At 70.9% G+C, this 23,406-nt stretch carries 16 protein-coding genes; 10 read left to right on the top strand and 6 right to left on the bottom strand.

Annotated features, from left to right (window positions below):
• From ABZS69_RS08680 to ABZS69_RS08710, 7 genes are all read left to right on the top strand, one after another.
• Window positions 1-2,883, top strand: coding sequence for a hypothetical protein (locus ABZS69_RS08680; RefSeq protein WP_355368706.1), 2,883 nt, complete (start codon window positions 1-3; stop codon window positions 2,881-2,883).
• Entirely contained in the window at window positions 2,883-3,104 is a 222-nt protein-coding gene (locus ABZS69_RS08685; RefSeq protein WP_355368708.1) for a hypothetical protein, read from the top strand. Before ABZS69_RS08680 ends, ABZS69_RS08685 begins: the two co-directional genes overlap by 1 nt.
• The gene (locus tag ABZS69_RS08690) at window positions 3,101-4,591 is read left to right on the top strand and encodes a glycoside hydrolase family 43 protein (protein ID WP_355368710.1); all 1,491 of its coding nucleotides are present in this window, start codon (window positions 3,101-3,103) and stop codon (window positions 4,589-4,591) included. Before ABZS69_RS08685 ends, ABZS69_RS08690 begins: the two co-directional genes overlap by 4 nt.
• A gap of 40 nt (window positions 4,592-4,631) precedes the next feature.
• Window positions 4,632-5,345, top strand: a complete 714-nt coding sequence (locus ABZS69_RS08695) for an alpha/beta hydrolase (protein ID WP_355368712.1) — start codon at window positions 4,632-4,634, stop codon at window positions 5,343-5,345.
• A gap of 201 nt (window positions 5,346-5,546) precedes the next feature.
• Window positions 5,547-6,473 (top strand): substrate-binding domain-containing protein, encoded by a 927-nt coding sequence (locus ABZS69_RS08700; protein WP_355368714.1) that lies wholly within the window; start codon window positions 5,547-5,549, stop codon window positions 6,471-6,473.
• A 240-nt stretch (window positions 6,474-6,713) separates the two neighbouring features.
• Complete coding sequence (locus ABZS69_RS08705) at window positions 6,714-11,207, top strand: hypothetical protein (protein WP_355368716.1); 4,494 nt, start codon at window positions 6,714-6,716, stop codon at window positions 11,205-11,207.
• Window positions 11,208-11,233: 26 nt separating this feature from the next.
• The gene (locus tag ABZS69_RS08710) at window positions 11,234-12,895 is read left to right on the top strand and encodes an AbfB domain-containing protein (RefSeq protein WP_355368718.1); all 1,662 of its coding nucleotides are present in this window, start codon (window positions 11,234-11,236) and stop codon (window positions 12,893-12,895) included.
• Here the strand turns inward: ABZS69_RS08710 and ABZS69_RS08715 are convergent.
• Genes ABZS69_RS08715 through ABZS69_RS08730 form a run of 4 tightly spaced genes read right to left on the bottom strand, consistent with a single transcriptional unit; the run spans window position 12,879 to window position 17,100 of the window.
• Window positions 12,879-13,967 carry a LacI family DNA-binding transcriptional regulator gene (locus tag ABZS69_RS08715; protein ID WP_355368720.1) on the bottom strand — a complete coding sequence of 363 codons (1,089 nt, stop codon included), beginning with the start codon at window positions 13,965-13,967 and terminating at the stop codon, window positions 12,879-12,881. The genes ABZS69_RS08710 and ABZS69_RS08715 overlap by 17 nt on opposite strands.
• Window positions 13,968-14,007: 40 nt before the next feature.
• On the bottom strand, window positions 14,008-14,859 hold the full coding sequence (locus tag ABZS69_RS08720; RefSeq protein ID WP_355368722.1) for a carbohydrate ABC transporter permease: 852 nt from the start codon (window positions 14,857-14,859) through the stop codon (window positions 14,008-14,010).
• On the bottom strand, window positions 14,856-15,785 hold the full coding sequence (locus ABZS69_RS08725) for a sugar ABC transporter permease (protein WP_355368724.1): 930 nt from the start codon (window positions 15,783-15,785) through the stop codon (window positions 14,856-14,858). The genes ABZS69_RS08720 and ABZS69_RS08725 overlap by 4 nt, the downstream gene beginning before the upstream one ends.
• Window positions 15,772-17,100, bottom strand: a complete 1,329-nt coding sequence (locus ABZS69_RS08730; RefSeq protein ID WP_355368726.1) for an extracellular solute-binding protein — start codon at window positions 17,098-17,100, stop codon at window positions 15,772-15,774. The genes ABZS69_RS08725 and ABZS69_RS08730 overlap by 14 nt, the downstream gene beginning before the upstream one ends.
• Window positions 17,101-17,392: 292 nt before the next feature.
• Between ABZS69_RS08730 and ABZS69_RS08735 the strand changes: the two genes are divergently transcribed.
• Window positions 17,393-18,292, top strand: a complete 900-nt coding sequence (locus ABZS69_RS08735; RefSeq protein ID WP_355368728.1) for a hypothetical protein — start codon at window positions 17,393-17,395, stop codon at window positions 18,290-18,292.
• Here ABZS69_RS08735 and ABZS69_RS08740 read toward each other — a convergent pair.
• Entirely contained in the window at window positions 18,278-19,891 is a 1,614-nt protein-coding gene (locus ABZS69_RS08740) for an SMI1/KNR4 family protein (RefSeq protein WP_355368730.1), read from the bottom strand. The two genes, ABZS69_RS08735 and ABZS69_RS08740, sit on opposite strands and share 15 nt — an antisense overlap.
• Before the next feature lie 480 nt (window positions 19,892-20,371).
• On the opposite strand from ABZS69_RS08740, the gene ABZS69_RS08745 reads away from it, so the two are divergent.
• Window positions 20,372-21,190: an MOSC N-terminal beta barrel domain-containing protein gene (locus tag ABZS69_RS08745; RefSeq protein ID WP_355368732.1), complete on the top strand. Its 819-nt coding sequence runs from the start codon at window positions 20,372-20,374 to the stop codon at window positions 21,188-21,190.
• Between the two features lie 416 nt (window positions 21,191-21,606).
• On the opposite strand, the gene ABZS69_RS08750 is transcribed toward ABZS69_RS08745, so the two are convergent.
• Window positions 21,607-22,830: a serine hydrolase domain-containing protein gene (locus ABZS69_RS08750; RefSeq protein ID WP_355368734.1), complete on the bottom strand. Its 1,224-nt coding sequence runs from the start codon at window positions 22,828-22,830 to the stop codon at window positions 21,607-21,609.
• Window positions 22,831-23,247: 417 nt separating this feature from the next.
• Here ABZS69_RS08750 and ABZS69_RS08755 point away from each other — a divergent pair, with 417 nt between their 5' ends.
• A complete protein-coding gene (locus tag ABZS69_RS08755) occupies window positions 23,248-23,391 on the top strand; it encodes a hypothetical protein (protein WP_355368736.1) in 144 nt (47 codons plus the stop codon).
• Window positions 23,392-23,406 lie beyond the last annotated feature (15 nt).

Consider the following 23,406-nt stretch of genomic DNA (forward strand, 5'->3'; position numbering starts at 1 on the left):
ATGGCGTCATCCATCAGCCGGAGGACCGTGCTGGCGTCCTCCGGCGCCCTGGCCGCCGCCACGTGGTTATGGAACGGCGAGGCCGCCGCCTCCACGAGAGGCCGTGAGGCCCCCCTTGACGTGGTGGTCTTCGGCGACGAGGCCTCCGAGCGCGCCCATGCGGTGACCGCCGACCGGTCGGAGGTGGTGGCCGGGGCGCTCGGCGGCTCCGCCCGCGTGCTCCGCCCGCAGGAGCCCGCCGGGGTCTGGGGCGGCACGATCTCCTTCACCGTCAGGTGCGCGCCGCACGGCACCACGTACGTCACGATCAAGCTGTGGGGCGACGACCGGGCCGCGAGCGAGGCCGACCAGTCCCGGCTCCAGCTCTTCTGCGCGGGTGAGCAGGTCGGCCACTACCACCTGGGCGCGGTCGACCCGCTGGACATCCTCAGCCAGGACGCCCACTCGCCGGGCCGCTTCCACTACCACACGCTGCCGCTGCCCGAGGCGATGACGCGCGACCGCGAGCAGGTCACGCTGGAGATCAGGTCGATGGGCCGGATCTGGGGCTACGGGCAGAACGCGGCCGAGTTCTACCGGTCGATGGACCAGCCCAGCCGCCCCTTCTACCGGATCTACACCCACACCGAGCCGTTCTTCCCCGGCGACGGCATCCAGGGGCCCGTGCCCGACGCGCCCGTCCGGCCCGCGCCGGGCCCCGAGGTGCTGGCGGGCATCAAGGCCAGGGTGCTGCGCGAGCACCGCGGCTGGATCGACGGCAACCCCGCCTCGCTCGACTCCTGGGCCTTCCAGGGGCTGGCCGAGGGCTACTTCTGGCCCGAGAGCCCCGCCTACCGGTCTCCGGACGCGATCGACCAGGTGCTGGCCGCCATCGACGCCCGCTACACCAAGTGGCTCGCCGACCCGACCGTGCTGACCGCCTCCGACCAGCAGTGGGAGGGCTTCGCCAAGGTCGGCCTGGCGCTCCTGCTGCTCCGCGACGTCCTGGGCGACCGGCTGGAGCGCCCGGTCGGCGGGCGGCCCGTGGGTGCGCCCAACCCGGGCTTCGAGCGCGGCGGCACGGCCCCCGCCTCCTGGAACACCGCCCGCTGGGCCGGCACGGCCACCTGGCTCTGGGACGACACGGTCAAGCGCGGCGGCTCGCGCTCGGTCAAGGTCACCGCCGCCGCCGGCGCCGCCGCGGGCTGGAACACCGCCCAGAACCGCACCCTCGTCGGCCAGGGCCGGCACCGCTACGGCGTCTGGGTCAGGACCGAGGACGTGGTGGCCCCGGGCGCCTACCTCGACGTGCTCTTCTACGACGCCGCCGGGAAGATCGTCGGCACCGACAACAAGTTCTACGCGCCGGTCGGCACCCGGGACTGGACGCAGATCACCGCCGAGCTGACCACCCCGGCCACCGCGGTCGAGCTCCGGCTCGACGTCCGCGTCGAGGGCGGCGGCACCGCCTGGTTCGACGACGTCGAGGTCACGCCGCTGGACGGGGCCACCCCGCCGGTCCAGGGCGATCTCCCGGTACGGCGGGACGCGTACACCAGGATGCTGGCCGAGTCGATCTCGTACTGGCGCCAGCACCTGCCGCACTACAGCAACCAGTCGATGATCTGCGCGCTCGGCATCTACCGCTGCAACCGCGCCCTGATGCTGATAAATCCGGATAAGGCGCCGCTTGCCGAGGAGAAGGCCCGCGACTACATCCACCAGTCCGTCGGCATGAAGCCGTTCCTGGGCCGGGAGGACGCCTCCGGCACGCCCAGCAAGATCCTCGGCGAGCACTTCCACCAGGTCACCAGGAAGGGCCTGACCAGGGAGCTGGGCTACGTCGGCAACTACGGCGAGGTGACCGACTGGCTGGTCCTGCTCTACGAGGCCGTCACCCGCTTCGACGGCGTCGAGGACCCCGAGCTGAAGGCCCACCTGATCAAGATGATCAACGCGCGGGCCGTCTTCCGCTACCCCGAGGTCGACAACGACGGCTACCGCACCATGCGCATGGAGGCCGCCGTCGGCTGGCGCGACGACCACTACCCCGGCGACGTCGTCTACGCCCAGCGGCTGGCCTGGGACGGCCACCCCGCCATGGCCGCCGCCGTCCTCGCCGACCCCTCGATCGCCGGGCACGCCCAGCGCATGATCGCCGACAACCAGTTCTTCGGCCACCTCGACCTGCTGCTCACCAACACCTGGCCGCGCGTCGGGCTCAACGCCCTGCGCCTCGTCCAGCGCGACTGGCCCGCCTTCCAGGCGCTGCCCGCGAGCGGCACGCGGTTCCCCATGGACTGGGACGCCCCTGCCTTCGTCTTCTCCGACGAGGAGAACGGCGTCGTCGCGATCAAGAACGGCAAGGAGATCCTCTACGCCTCCCTCTACTGGCGCGCCCGGCAGGCCGTCAACAACCTGGCCCGCGTCCACCACATCACGCCCGACACCCACCGGGTCGCCACCATCAGGCAGCAGTGCCAGGTCACGCCCACCGGCGACACCTGGACCGAGGCCGACTGGGTCTGCTTCTCCTTCGCCATCAACGACCCCGCGGCCTCCCACATCCCGCCCGGCGGCTTCCCGCCGCCCGGTCCCCAGATCCACCAGGCCTTCGCGGGCGAGGTGCTCAAGGTCGGGCCGCACCCCTCGGACGTCCCGGACCCGGCGCTCGGGGTGGACTTCCCGGGTGTCGAGAAGCTCTTCGTCGGGAAGGCCCAGTTCTATCGCTGCTCCTACGGCCGCTACCTCATCGGCATGAACACCTCGGAAGACCGGCCCCGCAGCCTGCACACCACCGGCGCCGGCCACGCCCGTGACCTCGTGACCGGCCGCCGCGTCCGCCTAGGCAGGCCGATCGAGGTTGCGCCCCTCAGCACCGTGGTGCTCTTCCTGGAGGACTGATGCACGCGCCGGCCGAGCGGATCGCCGAGGTGGAGCCGTACGAGGATCACCGGCACGTCAGCCACCTGCGCCCGGACGGGGCGCCCGAGCTGGCGCGGGCCGCCAGGAAAGTCCTACTGTCCAGGGGGCATCGTCGAGCTGCCGTTGTCGTGGCGCACCGTGCCCCGGGCCCGCGCCGAGAAGTTGAGCTGCCTGCCGGAAAGAGTGTGGAGACCGAATGATCCGCAACCCCGTCCTGCCCGGATTCGACCCCGACCCGTCGATCCTCCGGGTGGGCGACGACTACTACCTGGCCACCTCGACCTTCGAGTGGTATCCGGGCGTCCGCGTGCACCACTCCCGCGACCTGGTGAACTGGCGCCCGCTCGGCGGCCTCCTGGCCGACCGCAGGTTGCTCGACCTGTCCGGCGTGCCCGACTCCGGGGGCATCTGGGCGCCGGATTTGACCTATCACGACGGGCTGTTCCACCTGGTTTACGGAGTGATGGATAACTATGCCCTCGGCTACAAGGACATCGCCAATTACCTGATCACCGCGCCCTCGATCGAGGGGCCGTGGTCCGACCCGGTCCGGCTGCCGGGCCGCGGCTTCGACGCCGCCCTCTACCACGAGGACGGCCGGAGCCGGCTGCTCAACATGGTCTTCGACTCCCGGCCGGGGCGCGGGTTCGCCGGGATCGAGCTGCAGGCCCTCGACGGCGGCAAACCGGAGCTGATCCTGGCCAATCGTAAGGTCACCGAGGGCCCGCACCTCTACAAGATCGACGGCTGGTACTACCTGATGGTGGCCGAGGGCGGCACCGGCTACGAGCACGGGGTCACGGTGCTGCGCTCGCGTTCGATGTCCGGGCCGTACGAGGAGGACCCGGCGGGACCCATGCTCACCTCGCGGCACGACCGGAGCCTGGAGCTGCAGAAGGCGGGGCACGGCTGCCTGGTGGAGACGCAGACGGGGGAGTGGTACCTGTCCCACCTGATGGCCCGGCCGTACCACAACGGCAGGTGCGTGCTCGGGCGCGAGACCGCGCTCCAGCGCGTGACCTGGGAGGACGGCTGGCCGCGCGTGGTGGGCGGCGTGCCCGCCGTCGAGGTGGCCGCGCCCGAGCTGCCCGCCCACCCGTGGCCGGCCGTCGAGGGCTGGACCGGCTCTCCGGCCTCCGGCGGGCTCGGGCCGCACTGGAGCACGCTGCGGCGGCCCGCCACGCCCGACTGGCTGACCGCCGACGAGGCCGGGCTCACCGTCCAGGGCGGTCAGTCCCCGTACGGCCTGCGCAGCCCCAGCCTGGTCGCCCGCCGGGTCACGGCCCAGAAGTGCTCCCTGGAAACGGTCATGCGGTTCGAGCCGGACAGCGTCCATCAGGCGGCGGGCATCGTCGCCTACTACAACTCGCGCAACTGGCACTACCTGGCCGTGACCGCCGACGGCCTGGTGCTGACCACCAGTGACCAGGGGACCCGCACCGAGCGCGTCCTCGGGCCCGCGGGAGCCGAGGTCGAGCTGCGCGTGGAGTTCGACGGGCCGGTGGTGCGCTTCAACCACGGGCCCGACCTGGACGCGACGATCCTGTCGGACGAGCACGCCGACGAGTTCGTCGACGGGCACGTGCGGGCCTTCGGCTTCACCGGCGCCTTCGTCGGGTTCTGGGTGCAGGATCTGGCGGGGGAAGGCTGCTCGGCGCGTTTCGAGCGGATCGGCTACCGCACATGAGCCACAGGAGTCTCCTCGGCACCACCTTTCCGGGCACTCCATGAGGTTGCACGTCGAGACCTGGGGCCACGACGGCCCACCGCTGCTCCTGGTGCACGGCTGGGGCGGCGACCACCGGCCGTGGCGCGCCCTGGACTTCGGGGGACGCCGGGTGATCGCCCCCGACCTGCGCGGCCACGGCCGGTCCCCGGTCCCGGCGACCGGGTACCGGCCCGTCGACCTGGCCCGTGACCTGGTGCCGCTCCTGGATGAGCCGGTGCTGGCCATCGGCCACTCCATGGGCGCCCAGGTGGTCACCGCGCTGGCGGTCGAGCATCCGGAGCTGGTCGGCGGGCTGGTCGTCGTGGCCCCCGCCTACGGCGCCGACGAGGAGGAGGAACGGCTGATCCCGGGGCGCCTGGCGGCCCTGCGCGCCGACGGCGTGGCCGCCGCGCTGCGGCAGCTCGGGCCGCTGCCCGCGCCGATCACCGGGCAGCTGCTGGCCACGCCCGGCCACGTGCTGGCCGAGTGCTACGCCGGGATGTACACCGTGCCCGGCGCGTTCGGGGTGCGCCGGGAGTCGGAGCGGTATCTGTCCAGACGGTCCTGTCCGGTGCTCGCCGTGCACAATGTGCCGGAGGCCGCGCGGTGGGAGGCGAGCCTGCCCGGGCATCCGGGCTCAGCCACCGTCGTCTGGCCGGAGGCCGGGCATTTCCTGCATGTGGAGCATCCGGCGAAATTCGTGGACCTGGTGCTGTCCGGGTGGGGCCGCTGAGACTCCTGAGGGCCGTGCCACCGCGGGGCTCACAATTCGGGTTCGGCAAACGTGAAGACCATCACATACACTCTGACCAGCGGTTTCGTGCCGTCCGGTCTCAGTGCAGCGGCCAGGCGGCCATGGGCGCGTGGATGACGCGCCCGTCGCTTGCGTCGGCGCCCTTTCGCAGCGGGGCAGAACCCCAACGAGAAGAAGATCATGCGAAGACTCGCGTTCGTCATAGCCGGTTTCGCGCTGGGAGTGGCCGCCTGCGGTGCGCCCGCCAGCGGTGACGACCTGGGGGACATCAGGATCGGCCTGTCGGTCTCGACGATGGACAACCCCTACTTCGTCCAGTTCCGCGACGGGGCGGAGGCGGCGGCGCAGCGTTTCGGGGTCAAGCTGACCGTCGCCGACGCCCAGAACGACGCCACCCGGCAGGCGACGCAGATCCACGGCTTCACCACCCAGAAGGTGAAAGCGGTCATCATCAACTCGGTCGACTCCCGCGCGCTCGACGTGGAGATCAGAGCGGCCGGTCTGGCCGGCATCCCGGTGATCGCGGCCGACCGCGTCATCAACGGCGCCGCCGTGACGCAGAACCTGGCCTCGGACAACGTGGCCGGAGGCAGGCTCGGCGCACAGGAGCTGGCCAGGCAGCTCGGCGGGAAGGGCGACGTGGTCGTGCTCCGCGGCCTCGCCGGCGCCTCCGGCTCCCGCGACCGCAGCAAGGGCTTCACCCAGGGCATCGCGGCGTACCCGAAGATCAAGGTCGTGGCCGCGCAGCGGGCCGACTACGACCGGGACAAGGGCCTGACCGCCATGACGGGCCTGCTGCGCTCACATCCCGGCCTCGCCGGGGTGTTCGCGGAGAACGACGAGATGGCGCTGGGCGCGATCCAGGCGCTGGGGCCGAAGGCGGGCACCCAGGTCAAGGTCGTCGGGTTCGACGGCACTCCCGACGGGATCAAGGCGGTGCGGGCGGGCACCATGGCCGCCACGGTAGCCCAGCAGCCGCGGCTGATGGGCTGGCAGGCGGTGCAGGACGCCATCAAGGCGGCCGAGGGCCAGACCATCGCGAAGACGGTGGCGATCCCGGTCAAGCTGGCGACCAAGGAGAACGCGCACCAGTTCTGGACGTTCTGAGCCAGCAGAGATAGTTAACGGTGCCTATCCGAGTGCGCTCAGCGTAAACGCGTACCAGCGGGTCGACAAGAGGGGAAAGCGCATTCCCTCGGGCTTGGTCATCAATCACGCCACTGAGCTGGGAAAATGCGTGGCTAGGGGCGAGTGGCCGTGTAACGCCTAGGTAACTGGTTCTTGTCGGGCCTCTCACTTCGGCCTAATCTCCGGGGAGAACGTTTTCTATCAGGAGATCGATCCGCCATGCGCATACGGCACCGGTTAGGCGGCCCGCTCGCCGCGATCCTGCTGCTGCCCTTTCTCGCCGCTTCCCCCGCGGCGGCCGCCCCCTTGCCCGCCGGATACGTGGACGTGGTCACGTTCGGCGACACCCAGTCAGAGAGCGCGCACGCGCTGCAGGCGGCCTCCACCGCGGTGGTGGAGGGGGCGCTGGGGGAGCCCGCCAGAGTGGCCAAGCCGACCGCCCCGCCCACGGTCAAGGCCGGTGAGCTGCGGTTCACGGTCGCGGTCGATCCGGTCGCGCAGAACTACTTCACGCTGAAGTTCTGGGGGAGCGACGCCTCGCCCTACAAGACGATCGCCTACATCAACGGCGAGCAGATCGGCTACCGGCGCTCGGGCGACTACGAGGCGATCAACCTCGGTTCGAGCAAGGCGCTGCCCGGCCGGTTCTACTACAACACGATCATGCTGCCGCTCGGCCACACGCGCGGCCGGAAGGTCGTGGAGATGACGGTCAGGACGTACGACGCCGGGTTCAGCCAGCCCGTGACCGCCGACTCGCGCGGCTACTACCGGGCCTACACGCACACCACCGCGTACCTGGACGTCTCCGGCGAGAAGCAGGGAGCGGTCACGCCGGACACCACGCCCGCGCCCGGACCGGGCGACGCCGAGAAGCAGGCGATGGTCGACCGCTACCGCAAGAGCCAGATCGACCTGTTCAACCAGTACAGCGCGCAGCTCGACGCCGCGCCGGGAGCCAAGTTGTCGATCGTCCGCTACCAGGACGACCTGCGCTTCTACGCCTCCGCGCTGGTGGAGCCGTGGGTGCCGGCGAACACGCCCGAGCTCAGGAAAGCGGCGCTGGGACGCCTGTTCAAGGCGATCGACAACCACGTGAAGGACTACTACGCCGACACCCGGCTGCTGCTGAGGGGCGGTCACCAGGGCGACTGGGGCGGCTACTACGGGGCTCTGGGCGAGGCGCTGTACATCGTGGAGAACCTGATCCCCGAGGCGTACGGCACGCGGGAGTTCGAGGCGTTCCTCGACGAGCCCTTCGTCACCGGCACGCAGGACGGGCCGACCTCGCTCAAGGGCGTCGACTGGGACGGCGGGGAGCTGTCCCGGCGGGAGGCGTACGAGCGGGTGCTGAAGGCCAACTTCGACTTCGCCCGGGCACGCCTGTCGTACATCTACAACCAGGTGATGTACACCTACGAGGGCGCGTGGGAGGCGCACGAGGGCCTGCGGGTGATCGGGTCGCGCTTCTACGAGGGCAAGGCCAGGAGCCACCGGATCCTGCTGGAGGCGCTCGGCGTCGAGCCCTTCCTCGGCGAGGAGGTGCTGGTGGGGCCCGACGGCAAGGACCTGGACCTCTACCACTCGCTCTTCTACCACGACACCACCGCCCGCTTCACCGACGACTTCGTCCAGATCGTCGGCAAGGGCCTGGCCAGGAGCAAGCTCGGCGCGGATGGGAGGGTGGTGCGCCGCCTGCCGTACGGCGAGCACTACACGGGCATCACCAAGGCCGGTCTGACCAGGGAGAACACCTTCGTCGCCAACTACGGTGAGGCCACCAACTACCTGCCCGAGTACTTCTTCCGCACCTGGGGGCACAAGGGCGACGAGAAGCTCAACGACGAGATCCTCAAGCTGGCGCTGAAGAACCTGCACGCCCGCGGCTTCACCCGCTACACCGGCACGGACGACGGCGGCAAGCGGGTGTCCCTGGCCGAGATGGCCGTCGACGAGCGCAACGCGGCCTACCCGGGCTGGCCCGCCTACGCCCTGCGCAACACCGAGGGCCGCACGATGGAGTACGTCACGCTGGACAAGCACATGTACGAGCACGCCGAGCGCTACGCGGGCGCGGAGTGGGAGCCGTACCGGGGCTACGCGAACGAGGCGGCCGGGTTCGTCCAGCAGCAGATCGCCGACAACCAGTACTTCAACACGTTCTCCTCCGTGGAGGCGAAGCGGAAGTACGACATGTGGCTGCCCGAGACCTACGCCTACCTGCGCGCCCGCCCGGCGGCCGGGGCCGTGCTCCCGCAGACGGACTTCACCGCGTACACGCCCCAGGAGCTGGCCGCCCTGGGCGTCGACCCGGCCCGCTACGAGCGGTTCGCGTTCGCGGACGTGGACGACATGTTCGTCTCCGTCCGCGACGGCGACACGCGGATCTTCGGCTCGCTGTTCGAACGGCAGCGCGGCGTCGCCGGCAACGGGCGGCTGCACGTCCTGGCCAAGGACCACCACAACGTGGTGCAGATCGCCACGGACACGCAGTTCACCTACCGCGACTACAACCTGCGGATGGACAACATCGACGTCGACTTCATGGAGGACCAGCAGACGGGCGACGGCGGCCTGCCGCAGGCCCTGGCCGGTGAGATCCTGCCCGCGGCCTACCAACCGGGCGTCGGTACCGTGCGGCGGGAGAACTACGAGTTCGACACCCCCTACTCCGGATACGCGGACTTCCTGACCGCCCGCTACGGGAACTACGTGTTCGCCTTCAACACCACCCGGGACGACTACGGCAACAAGCGGTCGTTCTCCCTGGACGTCCCCGGCGACGCGGTGGACCTGGTCTCGGGCCGGCGGGTGGCCAAGGGCTCGGTGAGCGTGGCGCCGGAGACCGCGATGGTGCTGAGCCTGGACGGCGCCGTGACCGAGCGGCCGGTGTCGACGGACAGGCCGCACCACGTGGACTTCGTCCAGGCGCTGCGCGACCGCGACGGCGTCACCCTCACGTGGAAGGCCGCCGCCGGGGCCGAGTCGTACACGATCAGGCGCGACGGCAAGGTGGTCGCCACCGGGGTGCGCGGCACGACGTTCGAGGCCGGCAGGCAGGGCGGCGCGTACACGGTGACCGGGGTGAACCGCCAGGGCTCCGGCTGGGCCTCGCAGGCCGTCCAGCCGCCCGCCGCTCCGGTGGACCGCGTCGGCGAGATCGCGGGCCGGGTCAGGGCGGACGAGCGGCGCGTCGAGCTCACCGGGGGCAACGGCAAGGGCCTCGGCGAAGGCGACGACTACTACGTGGACAAGCGCGACATCCAGGACACCCTGCTGTTCTCGAACGAGGTGCTCACCGGCAGCGGGTCGGTCAGCGCGCGGATCGAGCAGGCCCGGGGCCCGGCCAGCGGCGTGCTGCTCCGGGCCGACGCCCGCTACATCTACTTCGGCGCGGACGCCTCTGGCAGGCTCGTCCTGCGCAACCGCACCCGCGACTCCCGGCACGACTGGCAGGACGACCGGCGCAGCCCGATCGACGCCGGGATCCAGGGATACACCGCGGCCGAATATCCGTTCGTCAAGCTCGTACGGGACGCCGACGCCCAGATCGTGCGGGCCTGGGCGAGCAAGGACGGCCGGTCGTGGTCGTATGTGGCGGAGCTGTTCACCCCCTTCCCCGAAGGCGTGTACGCCGGCGTCGCGGCGGCCACGGCGGCCACGTTCACCCACGTCACGGTGTCGCCCGACCGCGAGGGGACGCTGTACGCCCGGGTGGAGCGGGACAGGGACCGGGTGACGCTGCGCTGGAGCAAGCCGGACACCGCCACCCGGTTCACCGTCTACCGGAAGGACGGCGCGGCCGCCGCCTGGCGCCCGGTGCTGTCGAGCGCGCTGGCCTTCGACTTCACCGACGAGCCGCTGCGGCACGGCACCCGCTTCTACCGCGTCGCGGCGATCGGCGCGGACGGCGCCGAGCGGCCGGGGCCGGGCCTGCTGATGGCGACGGCCGAACCGCTCGCCACGGTGATCGCCGAGACGGAGAAGCTGCCCGCGGCCGACTACACCAAGGGCAGCTACTACCTGCTGACCAGGGCGATCGCCGAGGCGAAGGCGGGCGGCGACGAGGACGCGCTGATCGACCGGATCTACGCCGCCGTCGAGCAGCTCGTGCCGGTCGGCACGCTGCTGCGGAAGGTGGCCGTGGAGCCGTCCATGGTGGAGGCGTCCACCGAGCTCTGGCCGGGAGGCGGCGGCACCAAGGCCGAGAACGGCTGGCGCGCCTTCGACGGCGACCTGGCCACCGCCACCGACACCACCACCGCGGCGGGCTGGATCGACGTGCGCCTGCCGGCGGCGGTGGCGCCGGACGCGATCCGCTACCACCCGCGCAGCACGCACGTCACGCGGCTCAACGGCGCCGTGTTCAGGGGATCCGCCGACGGCGGTGCGACCTGGACCGACCTGCACACGGTCAGCGGGGTCGACACGGCGCGGTGGTACTCCGTCCCGCTCCAGCGGGCGGCGGCCTACCCGTGGCTGCGCCTGGCCTTTCCGTCGGGCAACACCAACGTGGCCGAGATCGAGTTCCTGTCCAGAATCGACGACCGTACCCTGCTCGACCTGCTGATCGAGGAGGCCGAGGCCGTCGACCCGAGCCTGCGCACCCCCGAGCTGACCGCCGCGCTGGAGCACGCCCGCTCCGGCCCGACCGGCCAGGACCAGATCGACGCGGCGGCCGAGCGGCTGCGCGTCGCGCTCGCGAACCTGTGACCCCCACACCCCCCTAAGGAGAGGTCATGTCCGCACGCACCCCCGCCGTCACCCGTCGCGGCGCCCTCAAGACCGTGCTCAAGGCCGGGCTGGCCGCCGGTGCCGGCGCGGCCCTGCTGGGCCACGCCGAACCCGCCGCCGCGGCCAGCCATCCCGGCCTGCTGCACACGCAGGCCGACTTCGACCGCATGCGGTCCATGGTCAACGCCGGAGCCCAGCCGTGGAAGGCCGGCTGGGACCGGCTCGTGGCCAACTCCCACTCCCAGAGCACCTGGACGCCCAACCCGCAGGCGACGATCATCCGCGGCGGCGACGGCCAGAACTACGGCATCCTCTACAACGACATCCACGCCGCCTACCAGAACGCGCTGCGCTGGAAGGTCAGCGGCGGCACCGCGCACGGCGACAAGGCCCGCGACATCCTCAACGCCTGGTCAGGCACTCTCACCACCGTCACAGGCAACGCCGACCGGTTCCTCGCCGCGGGCATCTACGGCTACCAGTTCGCCAACGTCGCCGAGATCATGCGCGGTTACGGCGGCTTCGACCTGGCCCGCTTCCAGCGGATGATGCTCAACGTCTTCCACCCGCTCAACGAGAGCTTCCTGACCAACCACAACGACGCCTGCATCACCAACTACTGGGCCAACTGGGATCTGTGCAACATGAACTCGATCCTGGCCATCGGCGTGCTCTGCGACCGCCAGGATCTCATCGACCGGGCCGTCACGTACTTCAGGACGGGCGCGGGCAACGGCTCGATCACGCACGCCATCCCGTTCCTGCACAGCGGCGGGCTCGCGCAGTGGCAGGAGAGCGGCCGCGACCAGGGCCACACCATGATGGGCGTCGGTCAGCTGGGCGCCTTCTGCGAGATGGCCTGGAACCAGGGCATCGACCTGTACGGCTACGACGACAACCGGTTCGCCAAGGCGTGCGAGTACATCGCCAGGTACAACCTCGGCGAGGACGTCCCGTTCACCGCCTACACCTGGGGCACCGGCCAGAACTGCGCCCAGCAGACGCACACCGCGATCTCCTCGGCGAGCCGCGGCGAGCTGCGGCCCGTCTGGGAGACCGTCTACCACCACTACGCGGTCAGGCGCAGCCTGGCCATGCCGTACTCGGCGGCGTTCGTCGCCAAGGTGCGGCCGGAGGGCGGCGGCGGCGACTACGGGCCCAACAGCGGCGGCTTCGACCAGCTCGGGTTCGGCACGCTCACGCACGCCAGGGTCCCCGGCAGCGCCTCCTTACCGACGGGGACGACCAGGTCGCTGCGCTCGGCGAACTACCCCGCGCGCTTCGTCAGGCACCAGAACGACCTCGGCTACCTGCACGAGGTGAGCGCCTCCAGCGACGCCCAGACCCGCCAGGACGCCACCTTCACGATCGTGGCGGGGCTCGCCGCGCCGAACGGCTACTCCCTGCGCGCCGCCGACGGCCGGTACCTGCGCCACTCCGGATGGCGGGCCCGCCTGGGCGCGGACGACGGCACGGCGCTGTTCAAGGGCGACGTCACCTTCTACGCCGTCCCGGGCACCGCGAGCGGCTCGGTGCGGCTCGAATCGAGCAACTACCCCGGCCGCTTCCTGCGGCACCGCGGCTTCGAGCTCTGGGTGGACGCCTACGACGGGACGGCCGGGTTCCGCGACGACAGCTCCTTCACGGCGGTCACGGCCTGGGCCTGACCCCGTCGCGGGCGGGCGACATGACGGATTTGCGCACCACGACGTGGGTGCCGAACACGGCGTGCTGCTCAGAGCCGCTGCTCGCCCGCCCCTCCCGCAGCTCCAGCGCCAGGCGCACGGCACTGCGGCCCAGCTCCTCGTACGGCACGCGTACGGTCGTTAGCTGCGGCCGCAGATCCGTCGCCAGCGGTATGTCGTCGTAGCCCACGAGCGAGACGTCCTCGGGCACGCTCAGCCCCGCCTCGAAGATCGCGGCCATCGCGCCGCCCGCCACGACGTCCGTCTCGGCGAAGATCGCGGTGAACGGCGGCCCCGAGCTCAGCAGCCGGCGCGTGTGCTCGTGACCGGACGCCCGCGTGAACTCCACCTGCGTCACGATCAGCTCGGGATCGACGGGCACGCCGTTGTCCTCCAGCGCCCGCCGGTATCCCGAGAGCCGGCCCGCGGTCGTGGTGAAGGCCGGCTCCCCGCCGAGGAACAGGATCCGCCGGTGCCCCCGCGACAGCAGGTGGGCGGTGGCCGCGTAGGCGCCCGGCTCGTTGTCGTACTCGACGACCGTGGCGGGGATGCCGTCACCGAGCGGCGGCCGCCCGCACAGGACCAGCCGTGATCCGGCCGCGTCGAGCGAGTGCGCGATCTGGGCCATGCGCGCCCGGTAGGCGTCGTCGTCGATCGCCCCGCCGATCAGGATCACCGCCGACGCGCGCTGCTCGCGCATCAGGTGCACGGCGGCCAGCTCCCGCGCGGGATCGCCCTCGGTGGCGCACACCAGGCACAGCCGTCCGCGGCGCGCGGCCTCCTGCTCGGCCCCGTGCACGGCGGCGGCGAAGGCGGGCCCGCGCACGTCGTTGACGATGAACGCCACCGTCTGGGTGCTGCCCGCCACCAGCGCGCGGGCGTGGGTGTTGGCGACGTAGTTGAGCTCCTTGATCGCCCGCTGCACCCGCTGCTTGGTGGCCTGGGCCACCGGGTAGTCTCCGGCCATCACCCGGGACACCGTGGAGACCGACACGCCCGCGCGTGCCGCGACGTCCCGGATCGTGTTCTGGCGCTTCTCGCCTCTCCTGGCCATGATGCTGGAGTATAGACAACGTTTTCCAGCAGGACAGACGCTACTTCAGGCTGCCCAGGGTGACCCCTGAGCGCCAGTAACGCCGCATCGACACCATCAGGGCCACCATGGGGATCAGCGAGACGATCGAGCCGGCCACGACCAGCCCGGTCAGGTCCGCGGAGCTGTCCACCTTGACCTTCAGCCACGAGTAGAGGCCGAGCATGACCGTCCACTTGTCCTGGCTGCGCAGGTAGACCAGAGGGCCGAAGAAGGAGTTCCAGGACCCGACGAAGCCGAGCAGGAAGATCGTCGCCGCGCCCGTGGACATCAGCCGGGCGCCGATGACGAAGAAGATGCGGTACTCGCCCGCGCCGTCGATCCGGGCCGCCTCCAGCAGTTCGTACGGGATGGCGCCCTCGGCGTAGACCTTGGCCAGGTAGACGGAGAAGGCGCTGAAGAAGCTCGGCACGATGATCGCCCAGGGGGTGTCGATCATCCGCAGGTCCGAGTAGAGCAGGAAGGAGGGGATGGTGAGCAGGGCGTGCGGCACCAGGAACGAGCCGATGACGCAGCCCATCATCACGCCGCGACCGCGGAAGCGGTACATCGCCAGGCCGTAGCCGCAGGCGACGCAGACCAGCGTCATCCCGGCGGTCCCGGCGAAGCTGTAGACCAGCGTGTTCCGCATCCAGGTCAGGAAGATGCCGTCCTGGTAGGTGAACAGCTCCCTGAAGTTGTCCAGCAGCCGGAACTCGGCGAACCACAGGCCGTTGGTGGTGTACAGGTCGCCCTGCCCCTTTGTCGCGGCCACGATCAGCCACCACACGGGCGCGACCGAGTACACGGTGAAGGCGGCCAGCCCGAACAGCACCATCGCCTTGGTGCGCCTGCCGCGCGTGGTCGTCGTCATGAGGTGGGCGCCTTGTTCGTGAACCGGTAGAAGATCGCCGAGGCCAGGCCGACGACGAGGGCCAGGACGATCGACAGGGCGGCGGCGTAGTGGAAGTCGCCCTGCGCGAAGGCCCAGTCGTAGATGCCCATGATCGGCGTGAAGTCGCGGGTGACGGTCTCCGGCGCCATCGACCGGAACAGCAGCGGGTCGCTGAAGATCTGCAGCGTGCCGATGATGCTGAGCACGGTGGTCAGCACCAGCGAGCGCCGGATCAGCGGCACCTTGATCGACCAGGCGATGCGCAGCTCGGAGGCCCCGTCCACCCGGGCGCCCTCGAAGATCTCCCGGGGGACCGCCCGCAGGGCGGCGTACACGATGAGCATGTTGAACCCGATGCCGCTCCACGCCATGAGATTGCCGATCGACACCCAGATCAGCTCGCCGCCGTAGAAGTTCGCCGGCACGCCGAACAGCGCGAAGAACGGCGTCAGCGGGCCGACCTCGGGGCTGTAGAGGTAGATCCAGATGAGCGTCGCGACGATCCCGGGGATCATGTACGGGATCAGCAGCGCCAGCCGGAACCGGGCGGCCACCCGCCGCGAGGCGGCGTCGAGCAGCAGCGCCAGGGCGACACTGGCGAGCTGGATGAGCGGGATGCTGATCGCCGCGAAGAGCGCCACGCGCCCCATCCCGGCCCAGAACCGCTCGTCGCCCGCGCCCTTGAGCAGGTTGCCGAGCCCCGCGAACTCGACGGTCTTCTCGCCGAACCCGAGCCCCGACCCCTTGGCCGTGTACATGCTCTCGCGCAGCGCCAGGACCATCGGCACCGCCGTGAACAGCGCGAACCCGAGGAAGAACGGGACGGTGAAGGACGCGCCCTTGATCGCCGCGATCCGCCGCCAGGTCAGGGCCGGGGGCGCGGCCATGACGTCAGCCCTGGACATTGATGTTCTTGGCCTTCAGGTCGTCGACCGTGAACTTCTGCAGGTGCTCCAGCGCCTGGCGGACCGTGATCTTCTTGGTGACGATCCGCGCCCACTGGTCCTGGAGCTCGGCGAACACGCCGGTGTAGTTGGGGCCGACCGTCCACGGGTCCCGGCCGGCCTTGACCGCCTTGAGGATGACCTGCTCGGCCTCGCCGCGCCGCGCGCCGAACAGCTTCTCCGGCACCGCGGAGTCGATCCAGGGGCTCGGGTCGGGGACGGCGCCCGGCCAGGAGTACTGCTTGGTGTCCTGCTGGTAGGAGGCGTCGACGGCGTCCTTGCTGGTCGCCATCCAGACGCCGGCCTCGACGGCCTCCTTCACGTGCGCGCAGCCCTTGGGCACCAGGATCGCGCCGCCGTGCGCGGGCGTGACGAACTGCGCGGCGTCCGCGAACTGGGGCAGATCCACCGGCTGCCAGTCGCCGAGCGACTTCTTGTAGTTGAGCTCGTAGTTGGCCAGCTGCCAGGTGGAGGTGGGCAGGGAGACCATCTTGCCGGAGTCGAAGTAGCTGATGAGCGCGGGCCGGTCCTGGTAGGTCTGGTTCGCCGCCAGGTCGTTGTCGACCAGCTGCTGGACGACCTGCGCGGCCTTGAGCGACTCGGGCGACAGGAAGTCCACCTTCCACGTGTCGCCCTCGGCCCGGTACCAGCTGCCGCCGGCCTGCTGGACCAGGTTGACCAGCGTGGAGGGGTCCTCGCCGGCCAGGTTCATCACGTAGACGCCGTGCTTCTTCAGCTGCTTGCCCGCCGCGACCAGCTCGTCCCAGGTCCTGGGCGGTGCGATGCCGTGCTTGTCGTAGACGGCGCGGTTGATCATCATGAACGACGGGCCGAACCCGGAGGGAACGCCGTAGTAACGGCCGCCGGCCTGGGCGCCGGCGTAGGACGCCGCGTTGTAGAGGCCCTTCGCGGTGTACGGCTCGAACGCCTCCGTGACGTCGGTCAGCAGCCCTTCGCCGGCCAGGCCGGGCACCTCCCCGAAGTTCTTGACCAGGCAGGGCACGTCCTGCCCGGCGGCCACGACGTTGCGCAGGTTGGCCGCGGTGCCCGGGTTGTCGGCCTGCTTGACCACCTTGAGCTTGATGCGATCGTGGGTGGCGTTGAACTTCGCGACGACCGGGTCGAGGTACTTGAGCTCGTCCCACGACCACCAGGTGATGGTGACCGGCCCACTGCCGCGGGGCGCGGCGGCGGGTGGCCCGCCGCCGCAGCCGGCCAGGGTGACGGAGGTCGCGAGGATCGCCGCGGTCGCGGCCTTCAGCTGGGTGCGGGTCATGTGACACCTCTCCGTGGGGGTGGGAGGGGCGGATAGAAAACGTTCTCTATGGAAGCTAGAGCGCGCCGGCGGCATCGGGCAAGATGTCGGCCGGATAAATCTGGTGTTACAGCGTGGGCGCGGGCTCCGGTGGCGGGCTCGTCGCGCGCCGCTTCAGGTAACGTTTTCTAGGGCGAGCTACCGAACGTGATCACGTCACTCTGTTCCGGTTGTTTCCGGGAGATGAACGGATCTTCATCGCTACATTCGGGCTTTCTATCCGTAAACCCGAGTGAAAGAGAGACGGACCCCTATGTGGATCGCATTGGGCGTGGTCGTCGTCCTGGTCGTCGGCGTGGCTCTGTGGTGGAAGTTCCGGGATCCGCTCAGAGGAGAGGACTTCTACAAGTTCCACGTCGAACGCAAGTGGGCCTGGGAGCTCGTCCTCGACGACGAGCGGGAGCGGGCCTTCATGGCCGGGCTTGAGGCGTACGACGAGGAGAGCACGGTCTTCCTGCACCGCGAGGCCGGCGTGCTGCGCGTCTACGACCCGTCCATGGTGATCTCGCTGTTCCTGCTCACCGAGCAGTTCGCCGCGCTCGGCCCGCAGGCCCTCACCGACCCGGCCGCCGCCGTGCGCCACCTGCTCGACCGCGCCGCGCAGAGCGAGAGCGGCGGCGTCCTGCATCTCGACGACGACTGGCTGGCCGGGCGGGTCGACGGCATGGACAAGTACGACTTCACCAGCGCCATGATGAGCGCCACGCACGCCCAGGGCGTGGACGGCGGCGTCGGCGGCTACGGCGACGAGGACGGCGGCTACGGCATGCTCACCGTGCTCGTGGAGCTGCCGCGGCACGTGGCGCGCATGTACGACGACGCCCACGGCCACGCCGCCCCCGGCGAGATCCGCAACCGGCTCGACGCCTACAAGGCCGTGATCGAGGAGCCGGAGCCCGAGTTCGTGGCCGGGCTGGAGAGCGCCGACGCCGAGCGCAGCCGCTTCACGAACACGCTGATGTACGACTACGGCCGGGTGCTCGTCGAATATCGGTCGATGCGCCCGCAGATGCCGCACGCACAGCCGTCCGACGTCATGTCCATGGTCATGGCGCGCATGCTCTCGGACAACCTGGCCGGCATGACCTGGACCCGGCAGCCGTCGACCGAGCAGTACCAGCGCGCCCTGGAGCTGATCTCAACGAGAGGCTGACCCGCCGCGGGCGAAGCGGCCCGTGACGGTCCGCACGTCCGCCGACTTGCCGGCCAGGTCGGCCGCCCACTTGACCGCCGTCCCCAGCGACGGCTCCTGGGCGTGGTACGACCTGTCGACCGACCACCACCAGGCCCTCTCCCGGCGCGGCTCGTCGGCCAGCCCGGCCGCCGCCAGCCCCGCCGGGTGGCCGGACCGTTCCCAGAGCTCCTCCCACTGCGCGCGGCGCAGGCGAAGGTAGAGCAGGTTCTTCAGCTCGGACAGCAGGCCGAGGTCGGCGACCGCGGCCTGGGACAGGTCCAGCCCGTACAGGCGCGGGCACGACAGCAGCGGCCCCAGGTCCACGGGGTTCTCCGTACGCAGCGTCAGCAGGCGCAGCGCGGCGTGGCCCGCCAGCGGCCACAGGTTGATCGTGTCCATGGCCAGGTCGAGCAGTTCCACCGGCGTCTCGCGGAGCGGGGCCAGGTCCGCTCCCGGCACGTTCTCCACGGTGATCTGCCACAGCGTCGGCGTCCCGCGCAGCGGCCGGAAGTCGGCCAAGGGGGCGTTGAGCACCGACAGTTTTTCGATCCCCGGGCGCATGCCGCGCATGGTGGCCGCGTCGGGGCCGGTGACGGTCAGCGTGCGGGGCTCCTCCGCCGGCTGCTCGACGTCGATCCACAGCTCGCCGTGCTCGATCCGGTACCCGCCCGCCCGCAGCGCGGCGACGTGCCGCCGCAACAGGGCGGTCACCGAGTCGGCGACGTAGATCGGGCCGTCGTCGTGGTGGGTGCCCAGGCGGATGACCTGGCCGGGCCGCCCGCCGGGGCCCGGCGCGAGGTCCACGGCCAGGAAGTCGCCGCCGGTGCTGGTGGCGAACGGGATCCAGCCCGGATGGTCCGACGCCCGGCGCACCGCCAGCCGCGGGCCGGTGCTGGTGATCAGCGGGCTGAGCAGGTGGTGACGCCAGGCGCGCCCCGCGGCCCACCAGCGGTTCTCCGGGCGGCTCTGGTTCACCAGCAGTTCGAGGCCGAACCAGGGGTGCCGCTCCAGCAGCCCTTCGCCGCCGTCGCCGTCGATGTGCGCGTACAGGGCGGACAGGTCGTCGGGGAGCCCCACCGCGAGCTCGGCCCGGCGGGCCTCGGGGAGCGCGGGCGGCGGCGCGTAGGTGTCGCGTCCGAGGATCCGGTCCCGCTCGCGTAAGTAGGCGCCGAGCAGGGCGACCGCCTCCCGCGGGTCCCCCGCCTGCGTGGCCTCCGCCGGGCCCTGCTGGAACGTCGCCGGCTCGGCCGGCAGCGCGTGCCGGTCGAGCACGTACAGGAAGCCGCCGCCGGGGGCGCGCTCCAGCGACTCGCTGACCACTGCCTCGAACCGCCCCTTGGCCTCGACGACCAGCTCGACGGTCAGGTGATCGCCGGCCGGGGCGGCCAGCGTGTGCACGGCGCTCAGCTCGGCGTGCAGGTCGACGTCGCCGCCGCCCGCGCCGGGCTCGTACGTCAGGCCGCTGTGGCCGGACCCGCCGCCGCTGGTCGCGAACCCCCGCAATTCGGCCCTGCGCCACTTCGGCGGCGCCGCGGCCGAGATCTTCTCGGCCATGGAACGGAGTACGTCGTCAATCACGCGGCCCTTTGTAACACGACTCGATCTTGTGGACGGCCGGAACGGCACCGGCCGCTTTGTCGGTGATGATCTCTAATCTCCCGCCCATGACACAAGCGACTCGCTTACCGGTCCGGCAGGAAATGCGCAACCTCGTCACCGAGGGCAGGACCGCGGAGCCGGCGGACCGCGTGATCGCACTGGACGAGGCCGAGCGCGGCTGACCCCCGACGGACGCCGATCACGACGCCCGCCTGCCGGCTGTCCCGGATCGGGGAGGGCGCTGAACCGTCCGGGGCGGCGTAGGGAGCGCGACGCTCGCCGCGTGACCGTCACGAACGCCCCGGCCGCGCGCAGGCCCCCACCATCGGCTCCTGGGCCGCAGCCGGCATCGGAGAACGCCTGGCCGACACGGACCCCGGGCTCATGGGTACGACCGCCTCGGGATGGGAGCGAGTTTGCCCCATGACGCCGGTTACTGAACCGGATAAGCTATAGTCCGTGATCCTTGATCAAATCCTGATTTATCCGCTCAAATCGGGTAAGGGTTGCTCGTTGTCCGAGGCGATCGTTCACCCCTGGGGCCTGGACGGGGACCGGCGGTGGGCGGTCGTCGACGAGCGCGGCGACAACCTGTGGCTGGGCGAGTTCCCGCGGCTGGCGTCCGTCGCCGCGCACGCCACCGCCGAGGGCGGCCTGCGGCTCGCGGCACGCGGGATGAAGCCCCTGACCGTGCCGCCCGCCGCGGGCGCGGCCACGCCGGTCGGCTTCTCCGGCCTGGACAAGGCGGTGCTCGCCGACGACGCCGCGCACGCCTGGTTCAGCGAGTTGCTGGGACGCCCGGCCAGGCTGGTGTGGCTGGACGACCCCGGGCGGCGGTCGATCGATCCGGCGCACGGCGGGCTGCCGGGTGAGGTGGTGAGCTTCGCGTGGGACGCGCCGCTCCTGCTCATCTCGGAGTCGTCCGCGCTCGCCCTGGACGGGTGGCTGGCCGAGGAGGCGGCCGTGCGCGGCGAGGACCCGCCCGGGCGGTTGTCGCGGGTACGGTTCCGCCCCAGTGTGATCATCGACGGCGCGGAGGCGTTCGCGGAGGACCGCTGGCGGGAGGTACGGATCGGCGCCGTGCCCTTCCGGGTCTCGGAGATCTGCGACCGTTGCGCGGTGACGACCATCGATCCGGAGACCCAGGAGACGGGCAAGGAGCCGCTGCGGACACTGGCCCGGCACCGCAAGTGGGACGGCAAGACCTGGTTCGGCATCCGCCTCGTCCCCCGCGAACCGGGCCTGATCAGGGTGGGCGATCCGATCAGCGTCCACTGACCGGCGGATCATCCGAGCGGGTGCCCGGTGACCGACGGGAGGTGCGCCCCCGGTTGTCGCTGACCCCTGTGTCTTTCGCGACGACGAGCGATCCGCGTCAACGCCGTGACGTGGAGGCTTGGGGTCGGTCGGCAGCGGTGCCGCGGGTGGCGTCACCGCGGTCGGGCCGCGTGCGGGCGTAGACCTTCATGCATCAAGCGGCGTGCCGTACGCGGCGGTGCGCAGGGTGGTCTTGTCCTGGTCGGTAAGGGTGACGGACATGGTGGTGTGCTCCTTCGGATCCGCTAGTCGGTGCCCGGCCTCGGGCGGACATGGCCGAGGCCGGGCACGAGCGGGAACGTCGACGGTCCGGCCGGCGGGGGCGGACCGCTGGGTGATGTGGGTTGAGGGCGGGGCTACCGGGCGCGGGGTCGGTGTCAGTTGTCGAGTGCCTGGTAGACCGTGGTCCAGAAGTCGTGGAAAACCTGCGCCGAGTTCGGAACGGACGCCCCGACCTGGGTGAGCAGGATTCCGGTGAGCTGGTTGGCCGGGTCGGCGTAGGTCGAGGTGCCGCTTCCGCCGTCCCAGCCGAACTGGCCGATCGGCGCGTAGTCGCCGCGATAGGTGCGCACCGCCATCCCGAAGCCCCAGCCGCCGTGCTGCCCCTGGCCGAAGGAGATGTGGACGTTGTCGCGGGCCATGGCGTTGCGGGCGGCGTTCTGCTCGGGCGTGAGGCGGTTGGTGGTCATCAGCTCGACGGCGGGCCGGGACAGGATCCGCTGATCGCCGTGCCGCCCGCCGTTGAGCAGCATCCGGAAGTAGGCGTGGTAGTCGTCGACGGTGGAGACCAGCCCGCCGCCACCGCCCTGGAACGTCGGAGGCTGGCTCCACCGTCCGCCCTTGGCCTCGTCCCACACGAGGAACTCGCCGGTCTGCGGGTCTGGGGCGTACAGGGTCGGCAGCCGGTCGAGCTGGTCGGCGGGCACGTGGAAGGAGGTGTCCTTCATCCCCAGCGGCTCGAAGATGCGCTCCCGCAGGAACTCTTCGAACGACTGGCCCGTGACCCTGGCCACCAGCACGCCGAGCAGGTCGTTGCTGATGTGGTACTGCCAGCGCTCGCCGGGCTGGTACATCAGCGGCAGCGTGCCGAGGCGGCGCATCCACTCGTCCGGCTCGGGCATCGGCACCGGCAGATTGGGCGTGAGCCCCTGCTCGAAGACCGCGTTCATGATCGGGGTGCCCAGCGACGTCATGTCCATGCCGAGCCCGAACGTGGAGGTCAGCAGGTCCCGTACGGTGATCGGCCGGCGCGCCGGCACGGTGTCGTCCAGCGGGCCGTCCAGCCGCTTCAGCACCTGCCGGTCGGCGAGCTCGGGCAGCCACGGCTCCACCGGGTCATCCAGCCGCAGCCGGCACTCGTCCAGCAGGACCATCGCCGCCGAGATCGAGACCGGCTTGGACGTCGAGGCCATCCGGAAGATCGTGTCCCTGCCCATCGGCGCGCCACCGTCGTGGTGCATCGTCCCGATCGCTTCGACGTGCGTCTCGTCACCACGACCGACCAGGGCGACGAGCCCGGGGATCTTCCCGGAATCGACATGCCGGGCCAGCACCTCACGCAGCCTGCGCAGCCCCGTCTCGGAGAAGTTGCCGTGTCCCATGATGAATCTCCTCGCATACAGTGTTTGATCTTGCGAAACCCGTCCCGGCGTGTCGTTCATGGGCTTCCATGAGCGACACACGAGGGTCGGGGGTGAGTTCGGTGTGGCCCAGTTCGCAGCCCCGAGGCCGCGATCGTTGAACCGTTCATGGGGACTACTGTCGCCGCCCGCTCTGATATCGGGCCGTCGCCGTCCTGACACCGCCGCTGACACGCGGCGGGAGCCGGTCCCGCATCACGAAGAGGGGCCCCTCAGCGTCTGCCGCACCCCGGGCGAAACGGCGAAAGGGTGACTGACGCCGGCGACGTCGACGGTCCGGGGGCTGCCGCTCGCGGCCGGGGCCCCGTGGTACGGAACGCCGGGGGGATCCTCACCCCGGCCGGCACGTGGGAGGCCGTCAGCCTTTTCCCCGCCCACATGACGCGCTGTCGGAGCCGGCCCGATATCGCCTACGTGCCCGTCCGGGACATCGACGCCCTGCGGTGTGCTCTGGTGTGGCGTGCCGGGAATGAGAACGGCCGCATCCGGGGCGTCGCCGAGATCGGCGCTCTCGCCGCCTGAGCCGATGCCGTCGGC

This window comes from Nonomuraea sp. NPDC005650 (genome assembly GCF_040605375.1).
Lineage (GTDB): Bacteria > Actinomycetota > Actinomycetes > Streptosporangiales > Streptosporangiaceae > Nonomuraea.

Excerpts from the sequence above, each read along its gene's own strand:
- ABZS69_RS08680 (WP_355368706.1), top strand. The coding sequence starts at position 1 with ATGGCGTCATCCATCAGCCGGAGGACCGTGCTGGCGTCCTCCGGCGCC.
- ABZS69_RS08685 (WP_355368708.1), top strand. The coding sequence starts at position 2,883 with ATGCACGCGCCGGCCGAGCGGATCGCCGAGGTGGAGCCGTACGAGGAT.
- ABZS69_RS08690 (WP_355368710.1), top strand. The coding sequence starts at position 3,101 with ATGATCCGCAACCCCGTCCTGCCCGGATTCGACCCCGACCCGTCGATC.
- ABZS69_RS08695 (WP_355368712.1), top strand. The coding sequence starts at position 4,632 with ATGAGGTTGCACGTCGAGACCTGGGGCCACGACGGCCCACCGCTGCTC.
- ABZS69_RS08700 (WP_355368714.1), top strand. The coding sequence starts at position 5,547 with ATGCGAAGACTCGCGTTCGTCATAGCCGGTTTCGCGCTGGGAGTGGCC.
- ABZS69_RS08705 (WP_355368716.1), top strand. The coding sequence starts at position 6,714 with ATGCGCATACGGCACCGGTTAGGCGGCCCGCTCGCCGCGATCCTGCTG.
- ABZS69_RS08710 (WP_355368718.1), top strand. The coding sequence starts at position 11,234 with ATGTCCGCACGCACCCCCGCCGTCACCCGTCGCGGCGCCCTCAAGACC.
- ABZS69_RS08715 (WP_355368720.1), bottom strand. The coding sequence starts at position 13,967 with ATGGCCAGGAGAGGCGAGAAGCGCCAGAACACGATCCGGGACGTCGCG.
- ABZS69_RS08720 (WP_355368722.1), bottom strand. The coding sequence starts at position 14,859 with ATGACGACGACCACGCGCGGCAGGCGCACCAAGGCGATGGTGCTGTTC.
- ABZS69_RS08725 (WP_355368724.1), bottom strand. The coding sequence starts at position 15,785 with ATGTCCAGGGCTGACGTCATGGCCGCGCCCCCGGCCCTGACCTGGCGG.
- ABZS69_RS08730 (WP_355368726.1), bottom strand. The coding sequence starts at position 17,100 with ATGACCCGCACCCAGCTGAAGGCCGCGACCGCGGCGATCCTCGCGACC.
- ABZS69_RS08735 (WP_355368728.1), top strand. The coding sequence starts at position 17,393 with ATGTGGATCGCATTGGGCGTGGTCGTCGTCCTGGTCGTCGGCGTGGCT.
- ABZS69_RS08750 (WP_355368734.1), bottom strand. The coding sequence starts at position 22,830 with ATGGGACACGGCAACTTCTCCGAGACGGGGCTGCGCAGGCTGCGTGAG.
- ABZS69_RS08755 (WP_355368736.1), top strand. The coding sequence starts at position 23,248 with ATGACGCGCTGTCGGAGCCGGCCCGATATCGCCTACGTGCCCGTCCGG.